Genomic DNA, 24615 nt, shown 5'->3' with positions numbered 1-24615 from the left:
CCAGAAATCCAATCTTACAGTCTGTGGTTTTAGCGTTTTTCCTGGCGTTGGCGAATAATGTTTTCCACTTGGGGACCCAAATCCAGAAGACGTAAAGTTCCCCCATTGCCCTGCCAGGTAGCAAATAAACAGAGATAGCGACCCATGGGGGCGATCGCCGTGATGGTTTCCCCGAGGGAAAAATTGCCAAATAAAAAACCTTCATAGTCCAACAAAGCTACTTCCCCATGGCGATCGGCTAGTAGATAACCCCAGGGAAAAGGCTCAATGAATTGGGGCTGGATAGTTAGGGCAATGCGATTGACTTTCAGGGGTTGCAGACGAATCAAAATACCAGTGTAGGGAGCATTATCGGCCAAGCCAAACAGATGGTTGCGGGAGTAGCGATTAACTACCAATTGAAATACCAAAAAAGAAAGGCGAAAGGCTGGAAACAGGGACCCCCGCCGATTAAACAGGAAAAAAATAGTATGACAATAACTTGCCGTTGATTGAGACTGCACCAACAGGCCATGGTTTTGGTCTAGGGTGAGCAGTTGATCCGGCCATCGAATTACTACGGCTGCAGCCACAGGTAAGCTGTGGTCAGTGCGCCATAATTGAAAATGGCCTTTTTCACTGTCCCGATCGCCTACTACCACTGCCAAAGTTTTACCACCGGGGCTTAGATTGGCCAACAGACGCTCTGCCCGCAAATTAATGCGAGGTTTGGGGAGAGAGAGAGCGCCAAGTAGGGTTTCTCGCCACTGGTAAAATTGCCATTCTCCTGGTTCACCTCCCTGGATTAAGAGGCTAATTTGGTCTTGATTTACTTCCAGATTAGCTATGGTTCCCGGTAAACCCAACGCCCAGCGGGGCAAAGGATGGTGCTCCACATTTCCATCGCCATACTCCCATAGGTACAGTTCGGCCCCATTGCCTAGGTATAACCAAAGTCCTGCCCCAGTTAGGTGACTAATGGGAAATAACAAGGGAGTACTGTGTTTGACTGTGGCCGTAAAGGCTAGCGGAGCTGGAGCCAAGTGATGGTAAAGATAGCCGTTACCCCTGGGGGGATCCTGTTCCAATATTTGTTTTTGAACCGTGGCCAAATCACTGGCCATGGCTGTGGCATTGGGAAATCGTCTTTGGGGTAATTTCTCCAAAGCCCGTTGGACAATGGGGGCAAGTAAGGGAGGAAATTCCGGCGGTAAGGTTAAGCGGACATTGAGATGGGCTGCCTGCAACGCTTTAGGAAATCCTGAAAACGGGCGATCGCCGACGATGAGCTCGTACAGCAAAATACCCACAGCATAAATGTCGGAAGCTACAGAAAACTTGCCGTAGAACCGTTCCGGGGCCATATAGGCGGGAGAACCAGTGTAACCCTTGCTGAAATTAGGATTGCCCGTTTTAGCTGTTAGGCGAGCAATGCCAAAATCTGATACTTTTACCTGCCATCCCTCTGCCCGGGGTATTAACAGGATATTTTCCGGTTTAAGGTCACAGTGGACAATGTCATGCTGATGGGCTTGGGCCAAACCCAGCAATATTTGTCTTAATAAATCTATTTTTCCCGCCAAACATAAATCTCCGTCCCCATCAATAATGTCCCGCAGAGTTCCCCCCTCACAGTAATCCATCACCAAATAGCGGCCCCCAGGATGGTACTCCAAACCATGGCAAGCCACAATGTTGGGATGGCGCAGGGTCAACAGATAGGACAGTTCCCGCAGAAATTTATTAGTGGGAAATACCCGATGTTCTAAATCCTTCAGGGCATACATTTTGCCCGTAGTCCGGTGAATAGCACAGTAAACCCGCCCGAACTGTCCCTGTCCGATCTGTCCAATGATTCTATATTGGGAGCGGGGAAACAGCGGCATAACCGCCACATTGGCAGTCTTTACCATAAAAAATACGCCTAGGACGGGGAGTGATTCCATCTTACCTTTGTCCTAGGCGATTATTACTGTTGTTGTTGTCTGGGAGGCAATAGAGAAAGTCTTGGCCGGGGGGCTAAAACTGGAGTTTTAACCAAATAGGTTAGCTGCGGTGGTATCGCTTTCTTCGGCCAACAGGGGTTTAATTTCCCGGTCTGGATCGGCAATATAGGCCTCATGGCCAACTCCCTCCGCCGGGGGCATTACCGGGGTCGGCTCTAGCTCTAGGTCTTCCACTGGCCCTTCATAGTACTGCTTATGGAGCGCTCGGGCGACTTCATAACTGTCCAAATCCCCCTGGTCAAAATAGAGCTTGTAGGCCTGACGCAGATCGTCTGTAGCCTGCTTGCGGTTATCCAAACGAGCGTAGGCCATGCCTCGATGGTGAAAAGCGCCGGCCAAATCCCCCCTAAGGCGGATGGCTTCCGTACAATCCCGCACGGCTTCGGCCCAATCTTCTAAACGGTAATGGCTTAAACCCCTTTGGTAATAGGCTTCGGCGTGGGGATAGGCGGCAAGACTCTGGGTGCAACCTTCCATGGTGCGTAATTCGGTCACCACGGCCAGCAGGTCTTGGTGTTTAATATCCAAACCGGCATGGGTTTGGGCAGCAGCGGCTTGGAAAGCTTCCAACTTCCCTTGGAGAGCTAGGGATTTTTCTGCCAAAGCCTTGGTCAAATTTTCTTGGTTCGCGGCGATCGCCTGTTGTTGTTGGCCAAGGGAAGTTTGAATATCTCCTTGGAATTTTTGTAGATACTCCTGTAGGTGGGCTTGATTTTGATTGACCAACTGGACAATTTGAGCCGCTGTGGCCCGTTGATTAGCCAGTAAATGCTCTTCCAACTGCTTACGGTTAAACAAATGCAGTCCCACCCCTGCTGCTACTGGAATTACCCCCGCCGCTGGGTTAGCAGGCAAGACCACACTGGCGATCGCCCCACCGATTAAGGCCACCACCGACAGCCCATCCCAGATCCCGGAGTTGTAGCCGGTGGCTGAGGATCCATTTTCTGGGGAAGTTACTGTTTGCTCATTAACTTGATTTTCCATCATAATCCTGATTCCTTTGTCGACAATGGGTAAAACACAGATTGCTAGAGCTAAAAAAACTCATCAACGTAATTTGAACAGCTTGGGCATCCTCAGGAAAAACTCCGCTGGACTAACATTCCGGGGCCTAACCAAACAACGCTTCCTCTTGGTGAGTAAGAATTTTGCAATCAGAAGTGGCATAGGCCGCACAGAGCAACACACAACCCGCCGCCAACTCCTCCGGCTTGAGGAAATCGGAGCCTTTATCCGTATGCTCAACCGTCCCCTCCAGCAAACGACCGGCACAGGCCACACAGGAAGCTGCCCGACAGGAATAGGGCAAATCCAATCCCTGATTTTCCGCCGCTTCTAGAATTAACTCATCCTCCGCCACCTCAATGGTGACATCACTGCCCGTAGCTGGATTGACTAAATTGACGGAATAAATTGCACCCATGAATGACCCAAACAATGGACTGAAACTAGCAAATTAACTACTAAGAATGGTGTGGTCTAACTTCAGTGCTGGTAACACCATGGCCACCTCATCCGGCTCCAGAAATTCCTTAATGGTTTCCTGAATTACCTTATAGCTAATCTTGGCGTATTCAGTATAGTTGTAAGCCCGCACAATGGTCTGATACCAAATTAATAGACCCTCCCGCAGACGGTCCAAATCCCCAAACAGGATGGCTGTAATTGAACAACGGAACACATTAGTCATGTCCCGCCGGCAAATTTCCGTCACATCCCGATTGCCCATGTGGAAAGTATCCTGGGGTAGACCCCGCTTTTGGGCTTCCCAACGGTGGATAATTTGCTCTTCACTATCCCGGATTTTTTCGTAGGCACTGATACGGGTTTCCGCTGTGTCTAAAAAGTCCTGGAGGAATTGCAACTCCTGGTCCGTAGCATAGCGACCATCCGCATCAATGGTGAGACGAGTCAACGGCTTAAACATAAATAAGAATCCTCATAAAAACAAACATTAAACCGCCACAGTCAGCCAGGAAATTATTCATCGGTATCGTTGACAATCTGAATTTTGGCCGCCTGTAACTGGTCATCTAGTTGACTAATCATGGAACGGGTAATTAACTTACCTTTTTCCACTAGGATGCTCCCATCCCGAGGATTGAGAATATTTTCCTCCGCTCGACGGCCAATCAGCTCCTCGATGTCCTCAATTTCACTGACGTACATCCCAGCGGGCAATTCCACCACCACGCCTTCATCCAACACCCGGGCTTGGCAAGCCAAACGGGAATAACGATTGTGGGTGGTGATCACCTCTAGGGTGCGCTGCTCCCGACGGTTGAGGGGAGAAAGACTCTCCATCCCAGCGGTGATGTAAACGTGACAAGTGGCACACATACCCCGACCACCACACTCCTTCATGATCCGTAAATCCTGACCGAGCAACCCCGAGAGCAGGTTATCGTTGGTCTCGATGGCGACTTTTAAATCAATGGGGTCGAGCTTAATAGTTTTAGCCACACAATCCTCCTTAGTACTGGCAACAATGGCATTAACCCTGTTGGCGACAGAGCAATTCCATAATGGTGGCATGGTCATGGCCTTCTGTTAACCAAGCAGAAACTGGTTTGAGCCGTTCCTTGAGACCGAGGATGAACAGATTTTTTTCTGCCCCTAGGGATTCACAGGTGGTCTGTTCACAGTGGAGGTTTTCCCCCGTTAACTGGGAGAAAAAGGCGGTGAGAATTCCCGCTTCCAGGAAACCCATGGGGCATTTACCCTGGGGAGCACAGGCTACAAAGGGAGAATTGACCACTTCAGCGACAATGAAGCCGTTTTGGTAGTACTTTAAGTCGATGTCCACCAGGCCGTAACCATGGGATTTCCAGCACTGTTTAAAGGTTTGCAGAAATTCCACCATTTCCATCGCTTGGATGGGTTTGCCGTAATACTCCTGGAGTTCATCGGCAAAGCGTTTGTAGAAAGCACTGCCCCAGGTTTTGCCACAGGCGGTGAGGGCTACCCCAGCGCCAATGCCGAGTTCTGAATCGATGGCCGTAAATAAACCCTTAATTAAGGTGTCTGGCAAAGCAATGAGGCGAGCCCCACTGCGGTTTTCCAAAAGGCCAAATTCGTTGTCTCCTTGGAGGTAAACGTCGGGGGCAAAGTAGTTGCCTTTGGGGGGTTGGGCATTAATTAGGGCATTGACATCAATCATGGTTACTCTCCTAGGGTCATCATTTCTGCTTCTTCCTCTGCAACGGCGGCGGGGGCTTGGCCGAGGATGGTTTGGTCGGCCTGAACTAGAAAGGGTTCTAGGAGACGGTATTGGGGGCCACCCAAGAGGGACTCCAACTGTTCCTTGAGTAATGCGGATAGTCGGATTTCGATCGCCAATAGGTCGTGGGCTTGAACCATACCTTCGAGCCATTCCAGTAAACGGTATTGGAGATATTCCGGATTACTGAGGAGCATGGCCATGGCCCCATAGCGCAAAACGCTAATCCAGTGCAGAAGGGCCTGTTGTAATTGGGTTGCCGGGACGTTGCTAAATTCCTCTTCTAACCGATCGGCGATCGCCTGAAAAATGACAATTTCGTTGTCCCGGAGTAGACGGTAAGCACTCAACCGTTCCCGCATCAACCCCAGTTGCTTATGAAAGGAAATGATTTCCGGAGGTTGGAGATAGTGGTCTTCGGCCCGATGAAAAAGCCGTTCAAAATCTTTTTGCATAGTTTTACGGGTCCTTAAAATAAATCGGAAAGATCTTCCAAGCCGATGGTTGGTTCAAGCTTGGCCACTGGTTCCCTGGACTGGACTGGGGCCTTAGCCTGGGGTAAGGTTCCCCTCGATAAACTTTGCCCATGCCAATCAATGCCCCGACAAAATTCCGCCACCGAAGCAGTGAGAGAAAGGGGACGGGGAGGAGCTTTGGGACGATGTAGGGCCGGTAAATTTTCCTCTGGAGCATGGGGGCGCTGACCAGTCCAATTTGCCTGGGTAAAAAAGTCCGCCACCGACAGACAGAGCAAAGAAGGTAAATTATCCAAACTTTCTTCCGTTACCGAACATTCCAGCACTGGCGGTGCTCCCTGCCAGTTGTAGCCCCGGAAAAAATCCCCTACCTTCATTTGCCCCCACTGGGCTTGATGAATCATTTCAGGTATTCCCCTTTGACGAGTTTGGTGGCAATATCGTTGGCATTGGCCCCTTCGTTTTGCCAGAAAGTGGCGGCATCAATGCGGTCTTGCTTACCAATCAGAAACTTGCAATAGGTTTCCCCCATGGCGTAGCACTGAATTTCAATGCAGTTGAGGGACTTATTCACCAGGCGGCTAAAGAAACCTGCCAACAGGCCAGCGTAAATATGGCAAACAGGCTTACCCACATCCCCCAACGTCCGGGCCACAGCGGAGTCGAAAATATCCACAAACAAAAAGCCGTTTTTCTGTTCACTGAGGTCAATGGCCCAGTTACCCCAGCCCTGGGCGGTGAAGGGCCACCACCAACCTTCTAGCACATAGTTAAGATTGAGCTCGCTCAAAGAACTGGTATAGCCAAATTCCGTCGGGAACCACTGGTTAAAAAATTCGGCATCGTAATGGCCCCACTCCTTGCCGATGTTGTACATCACCACACTGGAGGCGTTGCCCACTTCTTCCTGCAAGCCGTCAATTAAACCGACGATAAAATCTTCGCTGGTAAGAACATTGCGGCAGTTATTCCAGTCCACAATGGAACCGGAATTCATTTGAAAACAAAAGAAGTCTTCTACTTGATAGTGGTGATGTTTGCTGGGATGAACCTTTCTTAAACTATGTTCCAACAAGTTAGATCCTTTGACCTTAGCCGGAATATTTGATGTACTAATGGAAGTTAAAACCATGGACGACATCCCCTTAGGTATGGTGAAAAAATCAGTTTGGCTTGGCAGGTAACCCATCTATGGGTTAAAAAAGGATTCAGGATAAAACGGGCAAATGCTGTGAAAAATCAAGAGCTCTGTCCTGGGTTCACGGTGTCGAGTGATTTTGACTTACCACTGGCTGTTTTCCTAAATGGAGAAAATTTGACTGATGTCCCGCCGATGACCGATCCACTTTGTATTCAGTACAAAGAATAATCGAAGCTGTTGTTGAAGTTCCAACTAACCCTAATTCTTACATAGCTTTTGTAGGCGGGAGAAACCTCTGTTACAAAACGTTGTCAAGGGGAGAAAGATAAATCAAAATTTCTCCATTAATTATTGTTAAGTTTGATTTGATTTTATTGACAAAAACATCGATTAATTTCCTGTCGGCTGGCAAAATTCTAGGGAATAGGTCTGGGCCGGTTGCTTCTCCGTGGCTAGGTAATCTCTCAACCAGTCACAACCCTGTTCCACTAGTTGACGGAGCCGTTCCTTCTCTGGAGTGACGGGCCAACTTTGTAGGTCCCCGTTTTGGGCCACGGCTAACAACCATTGCCCTTGCCGATTAAAATCTAGCCCTAATAGCGAACCTGATGTGCTGGTAAATTCCCCCCGGAGGTTACCCTGTTGGTCCCAAAGTCTGACCATGCCGTCACTGGCAGCGGTGGCAATCCATTGGCTGTCGGGACTGATGGCAATCTGATCAATGGGTAGGGGGTCACTTTTTAGGGTATGCAATAGTTGTCCCTCCACACTCCAAATTTTGGCGGTGCCTTCCCGCCCAGCGCTTAACAGATACTTCCCGTTGGGGCTGTATTGCAGTTGATTGAGGCGATCGCCGTGGGCCACAATACTTCTAATCAGGGTGCCATCAAAATTCCAGAGGGTGAGATTACCCTGTTCATCGCCAGCGGCCAATTGCGGCAAGGTCGGGTGGAGACTAACACTGCGGATGGGTTCTTTCCGTTGTATGGAGTTTCCCAAGGCAAGGACTATGGGGTCATTCAATTCAATGGGAACCCCTTGGGACTGGTTTCCACTGGTCTGGTTATTTTTTGTCCCCTGCCAAAGTTGCACCTCTCCGCTCCCGGTGGCCATGGCGATCGCCCATTGGGGGGATGTGGGAGTAGTACGCAGGTCTACGTCGTAAACCCGGCTAATATCCGTCCTCCAGGTTTTGAGCAATTGGGATTTAGTCTGGAGTTGCCAAAGTTGCCATTGCCGACCCCGTTGCCCCAATAACCATTGGCCATCGGCACTGAACTTGAGGCGGTCAAGATTTTGGCTAGCATCGGATAAAAACTGTCGGCTCCTATTCTTTGTGTTGAACAAAATTAAGGGCTCATTTTCCATGGCCAAAGCAATGGTGTTGGTCTTAGCATTTTCCGCCACCGCCCCGAGTACAGCGGGCAGATTGAGGTTAACCAAATCGGACTTTGGGCTCATGTCCCAAACCTTCACTAAGTTATTCTCCGCACCGATCGCCAATAGGGCTCCATTGGAAGCCAAGGCCAAACCAAAAATTGCCTCTGGGTAACCCTGGTACTTTTTCAGCATTTTGCCGCTGGTGGACCAATGAATGACACTGCCATTACTACTGCTGGAAAATAACTGTTTGCCATCGGGGGTGAAGACCACCCTGGTAACAAATTCATCGTGGCCCGATAGGGTGGCTTTAATTTCCCCTTGGGGAGTCCACAGTCTCACTGTGCCATCGTCCGCCGCCACAGCCAGTAGATTGCCATTGGGATGCCAATTAACTCCAAAAAAAGCCACCTCCGGTAAGCCAAACTGACGGATGAGATTACCATCTAAATCCCAGAGGCGAATTTGTCCGTCCCGACAAACGCTGACTAGGGTTTGGCCGTCAGGGCTAAATTGGGCGTCATCCACGGATTTAGTATGGCCCCCCAACACAGCCAAGGTCTTACCCGATCGCCAATGCCAAAGGCGCACAGTGCGGTCTCGGGAGGTGGACGCAAGGATTTCCCCGTCGGGGCTGAAGCTAACGCTATAAACAGAATCTTGATGGCCCTTGAGGGTTTGGAGCAGATTACCGTCTAGGTCCCAAATTTTGACCGTCTGATCTTGCCCAGCGGTGGCGAAAATTTTGCCGTTGGGGGAGAAATCCACCCGGTAGATACTGCCTGTGTGGCCGGTGAATTCCCGTAAAAATTCCCCCTGGGGTGTCCAAAGGTGCACTGTCCCATCCCGGGAAGCAGAAGCAATCAAATTCTTATGGGAACTGATGGCTACGCTGGTAACTCCGTCCCGATGGCCCGTCAAAACGTTTTTTTCGGCAATTTGGCTAAGAATTTGTTGCAAACTTACCAAGGGACTGGTGGCGGGGTATTGACTAAGGGTTTCATCCGCTTTGACCAGGTGATGAAGTTGGTTCCCGGCTTCCAAAGCGGTGACCAAACCAGGAATTTGATCAAAGGTAAATTGCCGTTGGGCGCTGGTGCCTAAGCGTTGGAGTTCTGTGCCCTGTTGACTCCGTTGTTGTTTGAGGGTGGCAAAGTAGGCCTGGCTCAAGGCGATCGCCGAGCCCCCCAGGGACATCATCAGCACCACAATGCCAAAACTGATCATCCGTTTCGCTTTGACATTGGCTTGAGTCAAAATTTGGTTGGCAGCGAGGGAAGCTTCCTGTTCCTGATTTTGGCTGGCGTTGAGGTAGCGGTAATCCACCCCGCTGAGGTTTTTGCTACTGGCCCAAGCCAATGCTTCCCGTAGGGCTTCCCCCCGCAGTAATCGGGAAGAATCTTGGTAATTGGAATTGATCCAGGCTTGGAGGTTGGTGCCATAGGGTCGGAGTTTGTTCAGTTCCTTACTGACCCATTGGGCGTTAAAAATTGCTTGGTAAATGGGGTTATAGGGACGCAACTGCCCTTTCACTTTCACCACCAGCCCCGTTAGTCGCAACACCGTTTGTTCAACGCTATCGTCCGCCGGAATAGCACCTTTATGCAAAATTTCTTGGTACAGCCCCAACAGTTGCCCACTGCGGGCTTGATCTTTTAATAGGCGATCGCCAATGGTGCGAAAGTGTACCGGCTCATCGTTGGATTCCCAATGGCGGATAATTTTTTCTTCAATTAGTTGGGCAATGGTAGTGGCAATAGTTTGAGATTGGCAATCTAAATCCCCTTTCTGTAGAGCTTCTGCCACCAATTCGCACACTTTCTGGGTTAAAAAGGGTTGCCCCCCAGTCCAAGCTAAAATTTCCCCCAAAATTTCCCGGGCGCTAACTTCATCTACCGGCAAACCAGCACTCAGGGGCAGAGCTTCCGTTAGGGTAAAACCCGTGAGGGCAATGGCTTGGCCAATGTTAAATGGCGTTTGGGTTTTGTTATCAATTAAATCTGAAGGAGTGGCTACGCCAAACAGGGCAAAACTCAGGCGGTTATATTCGTGGTCATCGGCCCGTTGGTTATAGCAAAAACGAATGTAGGAAAAAAAGTCATCCAGGGAAAAGGGCAGACTCAATACCTTATCAATTTCATCGATAAAAATGACAATCTGGCGATCGCCAATGGTTTGAAGAATGATTGTTTCAACAAATTCCCGTAGCTTTTGAATGGGACTGAGTTGTTCCCGCTCCCGTAACCAAGGCTTGAGGGCCACCTTCCCCGCCAAAGGCAAACCGAGGTAAAGCTGGGTAATAATGCCGTTATACCACTTCTGAGGGTCAGCTTCGGTGCCTAAACTGGTGATGTCAATGGACACACACACCACCCCGTCCTGTTGCAGTTGATGCATGGCCCGCACCCGCAGGCTAGATTTACCCATCTGCCGGCAGTTGAACACATAGCAAAATTTGCCCGCTCGCAACTGGGCCAATAGTTCCCGATCCGCTTCCCGTTGACTGTAGCTGGGATGATTAGCGGCCAAGCTCCCCCCCACCTGATAGGGGGTTGACTGCAATAAATTGAGGGCGATCGGCGACATTGTTTCAGCTATGTTTTACTGGTGCATCCTAATGAATTAGGAGATTAGAACAGTATCCTGATTCTTTGATAGCATACAGGGCCTTTGCTTTAGATTTTTATTTTATCTTGTCGTCAAGGCGATTATTTCCAAAGACAAACTCCACTTTAAACGATAAAAATATCATCAACGTCAGGGGAAAACATAGGGAAATTAAGCCAAACTTAGCGGTTAATACTCCACCGCAGATAGCACCGACGGTAAATCCAAGCAAGGAGCTACCAAATTTAATTAATCTGGTGCGGGAAGCATCAAGATCTTGAAGGGATAGTTGTAGTTGAGCATGACTTTGTAAGCTGCTAGTCAATGCCAAATCCATGGTGAACTGAGTTAGGTTATTGGTCATGGCAGTAGTAGGGGCAATGTGTCCCAAAGATTCCCGCATTAGTGCATTTTGCATGCCCATGGAAAATACTCCCAAAGAACCAGTCACAAACAATGGTAAGTTATTAACCGATTTATGGTGAGGTGGATCCAAGGCAACGGCACTGATTGTAAATAGTAATAAAACTAAAGTTTCTAAACTGATTAAATAGGCTAAACGTAGTTGATGGCGACGGGCAAGAACGGTGGTTAGGAGTACCGCAAACATAAAAACTGGAATGACTGCAATCCTCACCCAAAGGGCTTCTCCCCCTACCCCAATTATTTCCGTTGCGGCAATGACCAGATTTCCTGTGATGTGGGAAGTGAACAGACCATTGAGCCCTAAAAAGCTAGCCGCATCGATAAAACCAGCCACCCCACTGAATAATACACCGGCAACTAACTGCCCACTTGATAATAGTTTCATTGTCCATAGTTGCCTAGCAAAACTACGTCATTGTAGCGTCAATCAGTGGAGTAAATTATAGGCTAAACTACGTTGACTGAGTTGGACTAAGTTATATGGAAAAAACAAAGTTTAACAACTCAGGGTAGCTTATTTTTGCTTATTTTTAAGCAGGTAAAAAGTCGAATTGCAAAATCAAGTCGTTATAATCTTGATCGCCGCCACCTACCATATCTTCAAAGCCGAAAAGGTTACTACCTAAACGTGACATTTGACTGATGCCATTGTGGTTAGCTCCATTGAAAGAGAACAGGGCAACCGGACCGAAGTTGGGATCATTACTGGGATTTTGACTCAGAACTTCTGCAATGGTGCTATTGGGAATAATGACCATGCCGTACATCTGATTACCTAACAAATTAACCGTCTGTTGAGTAGTACTGAAAAAGCCATCGGGGGCAGTTAAGCTAACACCAGTTAAGGGAGCTTGGGCACGACCTAATGCCGCTTCGGTATAACCTGAATCACCGGGTTTGAGATCAATTTGGCGATCGCCATTAAGGTCCAATCCCCCAGTCAGACTGTCGACTTTGTACAAAGCAATGGCATTATCATAGGCCCCAGCCCGACTAATGGAAACTTCGGCAGTGACGGACTGACCCAATACCCCTGGCACCACCAAAGTTTTGGAGCCAATTTCGGCAGTGATACCAGCAAAGTTTAGTTGATGATAACCGCGGCTATCGGTCTCTATGATGGGAGCAGTATCGATGGAAAAAGTAGTTTCATCCCCCTGTTGACTGTAGAGAATGTAATAACGGTTTGGTTCTAAATTTGCGTTGCTAAAATCACCAAAAAACTGTGACTCTGTTGCAATTAAATTATCAACATTAGTAAAGCTTTGTTGGGCTAAGCTACGGGTTAGTGCCTTTGTGGAAGCACCATTTTGATCGCTGAAAATAAGCTGCTTACGAGCTAAAGCGGCCGCTTCATAACTTGGATCATCCGGCAACAGACCATCGATGGAACCATTGGTATCATCCACCTCAATCCAGCCCATGGCATAATTTTGGTTAGGACTATTAATTAGCCTTAATTGCACTTGGCCATCGGCACTGGTGGGAGCCCAGAAAACTCGGTTGTCATTACTGATTAAGCCTGGAATCACCCTGCCCAAATAGCCTTTAGTTTGCACTAAGCCATTGGTTAATCCATCGGCATCACCCCGATCGCCATCCCAAAGTTGAAGCTCTAGACCCTGGGGATTATTTTCGTTATCAAAGTTGGTAAATTTGGCTCCCGTCATGCCATTGAGCATCAAGGATTCATAGTTGCCGGCTACGGGGTTATAACTGCCAAAGTCATTAAATTCTGCTAAGCCATTAACATCTAACTTAACTAGGGCTTGACCAGCATTAACGGTGGTAGAGAAGTTAATTACGCCCCCTGTTAAACTATTTGCTGACTCTCCTGGGAGATAATTCCAATTGCGAATTTGGGAACCATTGGCATCAGCAGCTAAGAAAAATGCTTGTTCCCCATTCCCTGGCTGTAACCCTTCTTCCAACAGGGAAACCAACAGGCCAAATTGTTTGTCTCCTGTGTAAATACTATCATTAGGAACTTTAACTTTAATCGTTTTTTTTGTCTCCCCAGGTTTGAATACTAGCTGTCCTGCTACTGGTAAATAGCGATCGCCTGCTTTGCCATCCATATCCTGGGTTAGGTAACTGACAACAACATATTTGTCTAGATCGCCTGTCCGTTCAATGGTGAAGTCAACTTCCCCCAAAGCTTCAGAAGCTGTAGGACTGGAAACAAATAGTTTTGTAGCAATATTTATATCTCCGACATTGCCTGTGTTGGTATTTCCGTTATTAAAGTTGCCGGTATTAGCATTGCCTGTGTTGATATTTTCATCATTAAAATTGCCGGTATTGGCATTACCCGTATTAGCAATATTGGTATTTAAAGCTGCTGTATTGCTTGTTCCATTGCCATTCGGTAAAACAGGCTGGGGCTTATTCTGACTTGGAGCGGTAAAACTTGGCATTGTTGGCTGATTAACTAAGACAATGGCGGCGGAATTATTCGATTTATATTGATAGAATCTTTGTCCGTATTGATAAGTCGTCCCGTCCGCACCAAAGTCACTGCTTAACTGCAAACTATCACCGCTTTCATCCATTAAGACGATAACGGTATTATTGCTGGACAAATTAATAACGCTGAGGGAATTAAGGGTTAATTGATTTGCACCATAATCCCGAATATCAATGGTTTCAAAATCCTGTAACCGCAGGCCAGGGGAAAGGGTAGTTAGATCCCAGTTTTGGCCGTTGTAACCCTGCAAAGCTAAAATATCAAATCCTGTGCCCCCATTTAACCGACGGAAATAGGTATCACTGACGGAAACCCAGTCATCACCGGGGCCAGCATAGACCACATCCAAACCACCCTTGGTCAAAATTTGATCATCCCCCTGCCCTGCCAGGAAGCTTTCCCCCGTGGCACTGCCCACCATCACATCATCACCAATAGTGCCCGTTTGATTCACCGTGTCGTTAAAGTCACTGCCAAAGAAAACGTAGCTGAGATTATCAGTTTGACTGTTGGGAACGAGGGATTCCGTCCAGGAGCTATCAATCTGGGTAATGGGGGAAGCGTAGTTGACCGATCCTTGCAATTCCTGCCAAGACTGACTGGGGTTGGGCAAATACCAGAGTTGGCCGTTGTCGTATTCAGGATCTCCCAAGCCCACAGTGATCTGGGGCTGGCCATTGGCGCTCCACTGGACGGTTATGGCATTTAGGGTGGGAATTTGCAAGCTGGAGTTAATGGCTGGGGTGGCAGTCCAACCATTGCCGTTGTAGTAACTCACCGTACTATCGGCTTGCCCCACCACTATTTTTAAATCATTAACATTGTTGGGGGGATTGGGACTAGAACTAAAATTCCATTGCACCGCCATTTGGGCGATCGCCGCTCCCGAAGGAAGACCGGAAAGGAAAGTCCACCCGCCCTGTTCCCCGGAGCCTTGGTAATACCAGACGGAGCCATTGTTGCCGTTATCATCCCCCAGACCCACCACCACTAAGGGTTGAGCGTCATTGCTAGTCCACTGCACGGCCAGTTGTTGTACGGGATAAACCCAGCCATCATCGTGGAATTGAGTCCAGACACCGTTACTGCCCTGGTAATATTGCACCTCGCTATTATCCAAGCCAACCACAATATTGGGATTACTAGCTTCCTGCCATTGCACCGATAACTGGGTAACACTTTTGCCAAAATTATTAATGGTTCGCCAACCGGACTGGGTGTTGTAATAGATCACCGCCCCATCAGCCAAACCAACAACAATTTGGGACGGAGATCCATCCTCCCCCCATTGCACCGCCATTTGGGTAATGGCAGACCGCCAACCGTCTCCCTGGTAAGGGCCGTTGTTAACCCAGGTTGAACCGTTGTAGTATTCAATCCCGCCCTTGCCCCCCAGGCCCGCAATGATTTGGGGATTACCGCTCGTATTCCAATTAACTGCTAACTCGTTTATTTCTGCGGGAAGTTTGCCCCAGGATTGCCAGTTTTGATTACCACCGGGATAGTACCAAATATCGCCATTGGATTGGCCAATAACTGCCTCGGGCGGTCGGCTACTGTTATTCCAATTGGTGGCCACCTGATTGGTCCAAACTTGATTGGCTTGCCAATCACCTCCCCCCATTTGAATCGTTTGGTTACCGTCAAGGTAGAGGATATAACTATATTTATCATCATCGCTAAGTTCGCCATTTTCAATAAACACAATCTGCTGGTTATATTGCAGATTGTTTTCACCAGGAGCACCAATAATAAAATCTGCAAAACCATCACCGTTAATATCCCCTCCGCCATTCAGGGCGATACCCGCTTGGGAGTTGGGCGAACCATCAATGGCAAAACCCCTGGGATTTGAACCCTGGGATTGATTGGCCCGCAACTGCCCTAAATCGAAGGGTTGATTATTCCAGTCATCGCCGCCGAAAACCACAAACACACCGCCCTGATTATTTTCCGCATCAACGGTGTAGGGGGAACTAATTAATAAATCATCAAAACCATCCCCATTAACGTCCCCTGCCTGGGCAATGCGGGACAGTTGATAGGTACTGATCTGTCCACTGGGGTTGGTGAAGGGAGCTGCCAGAATAACATCGGGTTGGGCCGTATTGCTTAGACCATTACTATTCCCGTAGAAGATAAAAACGCCCCCTTGATTGCCGGGCCGACTCAAATAATTGGGCAGATTATTCGGTTCCCCGATCGCCGCCGCATAATAATTGGAAGCTAGGACTGCTAAATCCGCAATGCCATCTCCATTGAAGTCGCCAATATTTTCTAATTGATTGGCCGCCGCCAGGGTATTAATTACAGAGGAAGTGGTGGGAGTGGGCAATAGGGAAAAACTGCCGCTGGTGGAAATCTGCCCTGCTATTTTCCTTTCGTCACTACCAATGGCAATTTCTGGAATACCATCACTGTTGAGATCCACCCCTGTGGCTGTTGTTTGGGTTTCGGGATAATCAATATTGGTAAAACTGTTTAGTACTCCTGTGGAATTCCCCCAAGCTACCTGATTGCCGTTATCTCCCCACAAAAGTACGTCGTCATAGCCGTCACCGTTGTAGTCACCAATGGCCATGGATTTGGTCACGCCCCCCACTTGATTAATGACCACAGGGGAGGAACTGGAGGTAATACTTAATGTTTTTAAGTCCCCAAGACTGGTATTGCCCAAAACAACATAAAAATTGCCGTTACCATCTAAAACTCCCAAATCTTTAATGCCATCACCGTTAAAATCACCGACACTAATCACGTCCCGAAGGGTAGCATTGGGAACGGAAATCACTAAATCTTCACTGCCACTGGCGGTTGTTAATAAATCTTTGGTGCTGTTCCCAAAAATAATTGCGCCGGCATTAGTTCCACCCGAAAAAACATCGGCAAACCCATCCCCGTTAACATCCCCCAGGAAACGAACTAAACTACCGTTGCCCAGGATACTGCCTGTAAAGGGAAGGGGAAAACTGGTTACATTCAGTTCTTGGGAACCTTGGGGGCCGGGATAGCTTAAATAAAGTTCATTGTTGGCAAAGGCGATCGCCGGCGGGGACTGACTGATGTTGTTGGTAATGACTTGGGGCGATGACCAATTAATGCCATTACCGGAACTGACGAAGTTAAGTTGATTACTACTGTCGAGGTAGCTCAGATAGAGATTGGTGCCGTCATTGGTAAGACTGGGGCCGCCCTGGGAACTCACTCCAGGAATAGGAATACTGCTCCAATCGTTAGCGGAAAGATCGGCGTTGGTGGTGGATGTTATGTAGTCAAGAGTACTGGGGGTATTTCTAGTTCCTCCTTTGTAAACCAGATAGAGGGTATCCCCCAACACTGTGGCACTGATAGCACTAATAGCAGTTTGGTTACTACCAATTTCGTTGGCGTAAATCCATTCATTACTGCTGTTTAAATAAAATTGCAGAACGGTGGAAGTTGAGTTGTTGGCGGCAAAAAGTAGGGACAGGGTTCCTTGGTAAACAAACAGGGTCGGCGGTGTGGAAGAAGTGCCCCCCAAGGCCAAAGGAGCATTCCAGGTCTGGCCTTGATCTTGGCTAGTGATGATATTTAACCCGTTGTTACCATCTACATAGGCCAGGTATAAAACATTGTTAAAAAAGGCGATCGCCGGGGGAAAAATAGTTTGGGCAGATTGAGGTAACTGTACTTCCGAGTTCCAACTTTGACCATTATTAGTGCTGACGGTGAAATAAATTTGGTTATTGCCACCGAAACCTTTATAGGCTAGGTAAAGGTTGGAGCCATTGATAAGAATTGCCGGGGTGGTGTCAATATACTGGGATGTAGTTTCAAACGTGGTGGGAGGATTACCAATTAAATTGCCATCAATGACAAAACCGTTATCGGAAGCAACATCCGCCAAATTAAGACTGCCATCGGCGGCCAACCAAGGCTGACCGAAAACCACATAAAATTGCTGGGCATTGGGGGCACTGATTAAAAAGCTATCAATGGGTCTGTTGTTCGGCCCTTGTGTGCCCGTGATATTCCCTAAACTAACTACTGCTGTTCCTGCTAGTTGATTGGGCAAACTGCCATTCAATACAAAAACTTGTTTACTGTCATTGGCGATCGCATTTAATTCAATGATCGGTACTATTTCGGTTGATAAATCCAAGGGGCCAAACAGTAAATAACTTTGCCCTGTGCCGTTGCCTGCTTGGGGGGCAGTAATTAAAAAGTCCTGATAACCATCGCCGTTCACATCCCCTGGGGTCATAATGGTCATGCCGGCCCGACCCCCAGCAATGCCGCCATTAATGATTAAATTACCTGCTTCATTGAGGGCTTGGAGAGAACTGGAAGGGGTAAATTTACTGCCGCTAAGTGCATAAACCGCCCCCGCACTGCCATTAACTCCCAAGGCAGAAATTGCTAAATCCTGATGGCCATCCCCGTCTAAATCTGTAAAGTCCCCTAGGGAAATGGCCGCTCCGGCCAAATAGTTTGCCCCTACTCCATTGGCGGCAGGAATATTAGGCCCAGTATAGGTAGCCACTTTGCCAAAGGGCTGGCTACTGGTCTGGGAATACACATGGACTGCTCCAGCGGCGATCATAGTAGTATCGGGATAATTGCCCTGGTTGTTCGACGGTAAAGCACTTTTGCCCACCCATTGGTTACTGACTTGTACGCCGTAGGTGGAGGAACCGATAAATAGATCGTCGCCAGAGTTGTTGGTGAAAGTGACCGGGCCACCGGAAATTTTACGGGAAACCCCCAAGCTGTAGCCGGCCGTTTCTCCCACGGTCACAGTCTGGGCAGGATTTTGGGGATTGGTCAGATTAAAGGTGTTGCCAATATGGATGGGGGAAAGTTGACTAGGATTACTGGGGGAAACAAGATAGACTTTGCCCACCGCCACCCCATTACCGTTTTTGGCAAAGGGAGCACCAAAGGCAATTTGGGGGTCATTACCAGTGAAATTGCCGATCGCCACGGAAAAACCAGCCCCGCCCTCGGCATCCACTCCATCAATCACAAAACCCTGATCACTAGTCCAGTTACTGGCATTACTGAGATCAATAATTTGATTTTTGCCCTTCAGGCCATTGAGATAATGGCCGTTAATCACATAAATGCTTCCCGTTCCCCCATTGGCGTTGGCATTCCCAATGACCAAATCATCTACGCCATCCCCGTCCACATCCCCCGTCACTAAAGCCATAGGCACATTATTATTAATATCCCCGGCGTCGGTAATGCCCGTAATTAGCACCCCGTCCCCATTGCCCGATAAATCCGTGGTGGTTAAAGGCAGGGTGGATTTTTGGCTTAAAACATCGCCCCCGGCAAATAAAATCTGGATTGACCCCTGTACGGCATTGCCCTGGGTTGTATAACCCCGATTGCCCACGGCCACATAGGCCAAAGCCCCATTACTAAAACCACTGGCCATCACTGCGGCGATCGCCGGATTATCGGTATCAATCACAAAGCCACTGTCCACCAAGGAAAGGGAGGCATCATTAGCTTCTTTGATGGTGGCGATGCCGAGAACTTGGTTGTCTAAATAATCGGGACTGTTAGCCGATACGGGGCCACCTTGGTTGGGAATCGGGGAAAGGGAGGTAAAGGTAATAGGGTCAGTTTGCCCCTGGAGGTAAATATTGACTGTGGCAGGGGAAGTTAGGGGACTACCCTCTGTATCCACAAAAATGGTAAAGGTTTCCGTTGCCCCCATAACCCGATGGGAAAAAGTAGCTCCAGGATTCAGACTATTGAGTAACTTATCCCCAGAAATGAACTCCAATTGGGGCGTCGTACTATCTGCGTTCTCCGCTAGAATTACCCCTAGCTGCCAGCTCTCACTAAACGCATTACCTGTGCCATCTGTGCCTACAGTCCAGAGTTGATTATTGGACGTAGTTACAGTAAACCCAGTAATCTCACTTCCCTGTTGCCCGGTTAAGTTAACTTGAAAAATGGTATCGGGGTTACCGTTGGGAGCAATTTGGGCATTATTATTACCAGCAGGATTAGCAGAAACAATGTCCCAAATGGGATTATTGGCTGCCGAAAGAATGGTAGGAACGACTTCATCAACGGGGTTAATACTAACGGGACTTTGCCAACTATTGCCACTGCTGTCCCAAACGCTGTAGTTAGTTTCTGGTCCCGCTGTCACTGGCTCAAAAAAGCGAGCTTGATAGTGGGAACCGACTTCGTTAACCCCCCAAATTCCGTTAATTAGTTGGGAACCCGTTAAATTGAGAAAATTATTATTACTTGAACTAGGGCTAGAACCATTATCAACATAGGAAAGAATCGAATTATAAAAAGCAAATTCATCCAAATAAACAGACCCACCACTACCCGCTAAAGTTAGCGTTCCCGACTGGGGCAAATTGGCAAAAGCAATATTTTCTAGAGTATTTACCAATTGACCATCGAGGTAAAGGTCAAGAATTTGTTTAACAGGATCATAAGTTCCCACCACATAATGCCAATTACCAGTGGTAACAGTGCCGCTAATCTGGGGGTTACTCCCATTATTCAAGGTAAAAGTTAAGCTATCTTCATTCAAACTCAGATCAAATACCCCGGCCAAATTAGCCAAACCCACTACTCCGTCAGACGTTGGTAATTTGAACCAAAATTCCACCGAAAAACCTTGCACGGAAACAGGTACTGGCGAATTGATTGTTATCCCGCCACCATTGAATAACACGGCGGGGTTAAAGTCCCCTGTATTGGTGTTAGTATTTTCCAGCGCCCCCACCTGGCCCAGAGTATAACCAGCCGTGCTGTAGGTGCCATTTCCTGCCACGGATAATTGCCCTTGGTTAATAACCGTTGTGCCGCTCAATTCCCCTAGCCGTAGATAAACCAAAGGATTCTGCTCTGATACCAAGTTGCTGTAGGAAGGGGGCCGGCTTTCCGTCCAGAAAATCGCTGGTTGTCCATTAATGGAACTAATACTTAATTCACTGAAACTATTGGGATTGATGCCGGCATTTGCTCCGCCTAGGATTGTTGGATTAGTCCACGTAGTACCATTAAAAGTCGCTAACTGAATAGTGGTATTGGGATCACCATCGCTATCCAGTTGGGTATTCAACCAAGCCGCCAGTAAATTGCCCCCAGGGCCAACTCCCAATGTTACTTTTTGGTCCTGTCCTGGTTGGCTGGAGAAAATCGGAGCGGCTAAACCCCATTGATTATCGGGGCCAAGCACCGCATAGTAGATGTCCGATTGCTGAGCGGCAGTGGTTATCAAGGCCGCTTCATTGGGGCCGTAGTTTTGCCCGGGAATGGTCTTAAGAGAGAGGGCGGAAGTATCGACGTTAACCCAAGCTACAACGTTTTGCAATGCTTTGGTGCTGGGATTTTGGTAAAGCGTGGCCACAACATCCGAATTAATACCGGTAGTGCCAGGAATAGTGGTGATGGAGGAAATACCACTGTCCCCAAAGGGAGAAAATGCCGTTTTAATAACCGTACCTGTGCTAGAAGCGGTGGTTAAAAAGTTGTTGGTGCTGAAGGATGCAACGGTTTGGGGAGTGCCAGTATTGCTAACTAAGTTATTTTCACCATTGGAGTTAGGGGTATAGGTAATGGTGACCAATTGACCCTGGCCAATAATCTGATTTAAAACCAGGGTGATAGAAGTATCAGCAACGGTGACGCTGGTGACGGTAATGGGACTGGTGCTATTGCCATTAACGGTGACTTGAAATTGACCGCCATTGGGAATTTGATTGACGTTTAGGGTCTGATTGAAGGGAATGGTGATCAGGTTAGAAATTACCGACCCTAACAAACTGGTGGGAGCAGTACTAGTACTGCCAGCGGATTGAACAGAGTTGGTGAAATCAGGAACCCAAAAGCTTGTATTTGTGGCATCAGCCAGATACAGATTAGAAGTGAGATTAGTCCCGCTTAAGCTATAACTAACTTCAACAATTTGGCTAGCATTAACAGAATTAGTCAGGGTTAGGGTAATGGTATTTTGGGCTAGGGAAACGTTGGTGGGAGTAGTGGTATTCCCATCGCTAGTTTTAATCGTAAATTGGGAGTTACTGGGGGGATTAGCCGAGTCATTTTTGAGATTATCGGCAAAGACAAGGTAAAGATAATCGCCTTCTGCTAAAACGGAAATGGGAGTAATGGGAGGGGTGTCACTACTCCAAGCTAATAAGATGTCCCCCTGACTGGTGAGGGCTAAGGCGGGGGAAGTGTCCTGGGCAAAGTCACTGGTTAAATTACTCAGTACCGGTTGGGTTTGGACATTGATAACACCGGCAAAGGTACGATTAATCAACCCCCAGGCAGTGGGAGCAGTGCCATTACTAACGGTAAAAGCTGTGATAGTTTTCTGATTGGCAGCTTTAAGTTGTTGGTCACTATTGGCATCAGGATTGTACTGGACAGTATAGATTTCACCAGGGTTAATGGCGGTATTGGAAGCAAGGGTTAAAACAATTCTGCTTTGATTGACCGCTACATCAGTGATAGCAATGGCTTGATTACTGCTGTTGGTGACCGCAAACCAATTGAGTAATTGATTCTCAGTAGGCAGAATATCCGGGTCTAGTGGACCGTTAAAAGCAATAGTAATCTGTTGATTATTTTGGGTGTAGTCATTTCCTGTACCACTGGTGGGATTATAGGTATAAATTAGAGTGTCGGGAGATTGAAGGGCAACGGGACTACTGGTAAAGTTACCTAATTGATTGCCACTGTACTTAACAATAATATTGGAAAAAGGCTGGCCATTTACGGTGGTGTAGGGGATTTCCTGCTCTAGTCGTAAAATAACTTCACTGTTGTTACTTTGGCTATCAGTTTGAACCACCACTCCAAACACAGGAATAGTGGAAATTTGACCATTGGCGTTGGTAACGGTGACAGTAAAGTCTGTGGGATTAAGACTAAGATTAGGCTCCAGGAATTGAGCAAGATTAATGGTGAGCAAAAAGCCATCAACACTAGCAGTATTATTCGCTTCCAGCCCAGTTTGGTTATTTTGAGATGAAGAAGCAGCAAATGTTTGCGTCCAAGTGGGAAATCCTGCAATCCTAGCACCAATAAGACCAAGCAGACTGACAGTAAGATTGAAAGGAGCACCAATGGTAATGGAAGAGGGAGTATCTCCTTTGATAGTAAAAGTACCATCAGCAAAGAAGCCAATGGAACCAAATAGCTTAAAAATAAAGGGAATTTCAAGGGTTCCTTCAAAGCCTAATGTAACAGGAATTCCCACCAGTAAAGATTCCAGCTCTACAGAACTATTTTGATCAATGGAAGCAAAGGCCGCTTCCAGATTAGACAGTAAAGCTAGAGCTGCTGTTACTTCAGAATAGGTCGGTAAAGCATTGTAAAAACCATCGGTAATAAATAAACGGTCTGTGTTACCGCTTAAATCAAGGTATGGAGCTAATAGGGGAAAATAATTACCGGGATCTTTTGGGGCAACCTGCCATTGCAGAGCTACACCGGCATTAAAAAATAAGCCGAAGTTAAAATTTAGACCACGATTTAAGATATCATCAAAACCAAATAAAGGAATAGACCCCGCTAAACTAGCTAATGCTCCTCCAGTTTCCAAATAAAGGGGAAATTTACCGTCAGAATTACCATTACTGTTGCCATAGCTATACAGAGAAGACAACGTAAAGGATAAATCAAACCCTTCTTGAGAATCCGGAGAAAGTGCACCTCTTCCCTGACTTCTCCATTTATCAAAACGATTACTATCCTCGCTATTGCCAACATTCCGTCTTTGTTTTCTCCCTACGGTAGCCAGGGAATTCAGTAGTAACCTCCCTTTGGTTGATTCACCGCCCCCAAACAAACTCCATTCGGGATTATTGCCCGATGAACCCTGCAAAGAGATAGATAAAATTAGAGGGCCGAACATGCTTTTTAAAACTTTCTCTGGTTCTTGTCCTAATTTTTTAGCAAGAATAAGTGAAAGGGCATTAATATTAAATTCATTGGATGCGTTCCAATTTAATCCTAATCCTTGATAGGTAGGTTTGTTGCCAAGAAAGCTTGCTTCCCCTGCACTAAGAACTTCATAACTGGCGGCAGGGGCATTGCGATTACGACCTAAATAATTGTAGGAATTTCCCTGGATAATATTGCCGCTAGCAGGGGAATTTTGATTACTGCTAAATTGATTTTGGTTGACTGTAAAACTTTGATAATAGAGATCTGTATCCTCTCGGATGGCTTGGTTTTTAGCTTGCTCTGCATCAACTTTTTGCCCTACTACAAGCACTGTGCCATTTTCTTCGGCGATCGCCCTGGGGGCCAAATCTCCCACTTGGTCTGAAGTTAGGGCCTGGGGAGTGCTTAACCATTCCGTCCTGCCCCCGGAGTTGTAACGAGCGGCGGTGTAAAAAATATCACTGTCATTGCCACTGCCCTGTTGATAAACCACCACTAAACCAGGGGCCGGAGCGGCGTTACTGTTATTACCAGGGGGCTGAATTAACTTGTCATTGGCGATTAAATTTAGACTAGTGAGGGATTGATTACCCACATTGGCGATCACCTGGGCATTAACCCACATGGCGGAGTTCGGATCATAGACAGCGTGCCAAAGACTGGTATTTTCCACCCACACAACATGGGTCGTTCCTGCTGAATCTGTGGTGAGCGCAGACAGGCGATCGGCCAAATTGATAGTCATAAGTTCGATTAATTGCTGGGAAGATAGGCAAAACCAATGGCTTTTATTTGGCTTGACTGCTCAATACTGAGATATTACGTTACTATTCCGCCGATTTCCTCTTTGCTCTCCGTCATTATAGCGAAACAACAGTGAAAACCACTAATTTTCAAGTCATAGCAGTTGGGAAAATGATCATTCTTAGTAATATTACTTAATGGTTAATCATCACCGCCAAATAATCGGGTAAATACAGGAGTTTTAATTT

At 47.4% G+C, this 24615-nt stretch carries 12 protein-coding genes; all 12 read right to left on the bottom strand.

What is annotated here, in order from left to right; translation table 11 throughout:
• Nucleotides 1-29: 29 nt before the first annotated feature.
• The gene (locus SYNPCCP_RS10320) at nt 30-1892 is read right to left on the bottom strand and encodes a serine/threonine-protein kinase (RefSeq protein WP_020862246.1); all 1863 of its coding nucleotides are present in this window, start codon (nt 1890-1892) and stop codon (nt 30-32) included.
• Between the two features lie 120 nt (nt 1893-2012).
• Nucleotides 2013-2975: a tetratricopeptide repeat protein gene (locus SYNPCCP_RS10315; RefSeq protein WP_010873174.1), complete on the bottom strand. Its 963-nt coding sequence runs from the start codon at nt 2973-2975 to the stop codon at nt 2013-2015.
• Between the two features lie 124 nt (nt 2976-3099).
• The gene (locus SYNPCCP_RS10310; protein ID WP_010873173.1) at nt 3100-3411 is read right to left on the bottom strand and encodes a 2Fe-2S iron-sulfur cluster-binding protein; all 312 of its coding nucleotides are present in this window, start codon (nt 3409-3411) and stop codon (nt 3100-3102) included.
• Between the two features lie 33 nt (nt 3412-3444).
• A complete protein-coding gene (locus SYNPCCP_RS10305) occupies nt 3445-3915 on the bottom strand; it encodes a hypothetical protein (RefSeq protein WP_010873172.1) in 471 nt (156 codons plus the stop codon).
• A 53-nt stretch (nt 3916-3968) separates the two neighbouring features.
• On the bottom strand, nt 3969-4451 hold the full coding sequence (locus SYNPCCP_RS10300; protein ID WP_014407123.1) for a 2Fe-2S iron-sulfur cluster-binding protein: 483 nt from the start codon (nt 4449-4451) through the stop codon (nt 3969-3971).
• 31 nt (nt 4452-4482) lie between these two features.
• Nucleotides 4483-5148 (bottom strand): V4R domain-containing protein, encoded by a 666-nt coding sequence (locus SYNPCCP_RS10295; protein ID WP_020862247.1) that lies wholly within the window; start codon nt 5146-5148, stop codon nt 4483-4485.
• A gap of 2 nt (nt 5149-5150) precedes the next feature.
• Nucleotides 5151-5663 carry a phycobilisome protein gene (locus SYNPCCP_RS17650; RefSeq protein WP_010873169.1) on the bottom strand — a complete coding sequence of 171 codons (513 nt, stop codon included), beginning with the start codon at nt 5661-5663 and terminating at the stop codon, nt 5151-5153.
• A gap of 14 nt (nt 5664-5677) precedes the next feature.
• Nucleotides 5678-6088: a hypothetical protein gene (locus SYNPCCP_RS10285; RefSeq protein WP_010873168.1), complete on the bottom strand. Its 411-nt coding sequence runs from the start codon at nt 6086-6088 to the stop codon at nt 5678-5680.
• Complete coding sequence (locus SYNPCCP_RS10280) at nt 6085-6873, bottom strand: V4R domain-containing protein (RefSeq protein WP_010873167.1); 789 nt, start codon at nt 6871-6873, stop codon at nt 6085-6087. The genes SYNPCCP_RS10285 and SYNPCCP_RS10280 overlap by 4 nt, the downstream gene beginning before the upstream one ends.
• Before the next feature lie 342 nt (nt 6874-7215).
• Nucleotides 7216-10791: an AAA-like domain-containing protein gene (locus tag SYNPCCP_RS10270; RefSeq protein ID WP_010873166.1), complete on the bottom strand. Its 3576-nt coding sequence runs from the start codon at nt 10789-10791 to the stop codon at nt 7216-7218.
• 97 nt (nt 10792-10888) lie between these two features.
• Entirely contained in the window at nt 10889-11623 is a 735-nt protein-coding gene (locus SYNPCCP_RS10265) for a YoaK family protein (protein ID WP_010873165.1), read from the bottom strand.
• Nucleotides 11624-11768: 145 nt separating this feature from the next.
• Nucleotides 11769-24368: a SwmB domain-containing protein gene (locus SYNPCCP_RS10260; protein WP_010873164.1), complete on the bottom strand. Its 12600-nt coding sequence runs from the start codon at nt 24366-24368 to the stop codon at nt 11769-11771.
• Between the last annotated feature and the right edge of the window lie 247 nt (nt 24369-24615).

Source organism: Synechocystis sp. PCC 6803 substr. PCC-P (assembly GCF_000284455.1).
In the GTDB taxonomy this organism is placed as follows: Bacteria; Cyanobacteriota; Cyanobacteriia; order Cyanobacteriales; family Microcystaceae; genus Synechocystis.
This window is presented reverse-complemented; position numbering and strand designations above follow the sequence as displayed.

Coding starts and splice junctions, on each gene's coding strand:
- SYNPCCP_RS10315 (WP_010873174.1), bottom strand. CDS start 2,975: ATGATGGAAAATCAAGTTAATGAGCAAACAGTAACTTCCCCAGAAAAT.
- SYNPCCP_RS17650 (WP_010873169.1), bottom strand. CDS start 5,663: ATGCAAAAAGATTTTGAACGGCTTTTTCATCGGGCCGAAGACCACTAT.
- SYNPCCP_RS10265 (WP_010873165.1), bottom strand. CDS start 11,623: ATGAAACTATTATCAAGTGGGCAGTTAGTTGCCGGTGTATTATTCAGT.
- SYNPCCP_RS10285 (WP_010873168.1), bottom strand. CDS start 6,088: ATGATTCATCAAGCCCAGTGGGGGCAAATGAAGGTAGGGGATTTTTTC.
- SYNPCCP_RS10295 (WP_020862247.1), bottom strand. CDS start 5,148: ATGATTGATGTCAATGCCCTAATTAATGCCCAACCCCCCAAAGGCAAC.
- SYNPCCP_RS10305 (WP_010873172.1), bottom strand. CDS start 3,915: ATGTTTAAGCCGTTGACTCGTCTCACCATTGATGCGGATGGTCGCTAT.
- SYNPCCP_RS10310 (WP_010873173.1), bottom strand. CDS start 3,411: ATGGGTGCAATTTATTCCGTCAATTTAGTCAATCCAGCTACGGGCAGT.
- SYNPCCP_RS10320 (WP_020862246.1), bottom strand. CDS start 1,892: ATGGTAAAGACTGCCAATGTGGCGGTTATGCCGCTGTTTCCCCGCTCC.
- SYNPCCP_RS10280 (WP_010873167.1), bottom strand. CDS start 6,873: ATGGGTTACCTGCCAAGCCAAACTGATTTTTTCACCATACCTAAGGGG.
- SYNPCCP_RS10260 (WP_010873164.1), bottom strand. CDS start 24,368: ATGACTATCAATTTGGCCGATCGCCTGTCTGCGCTCACCACAGATTCA.
- SYNPCCP_RS10270 (WP_010873166.1), bottom strand. CDS start 10,791: ATGTCGCCGATCGCCCTCAATTTATTGCAGTCAACCCCCTATCAGGTG.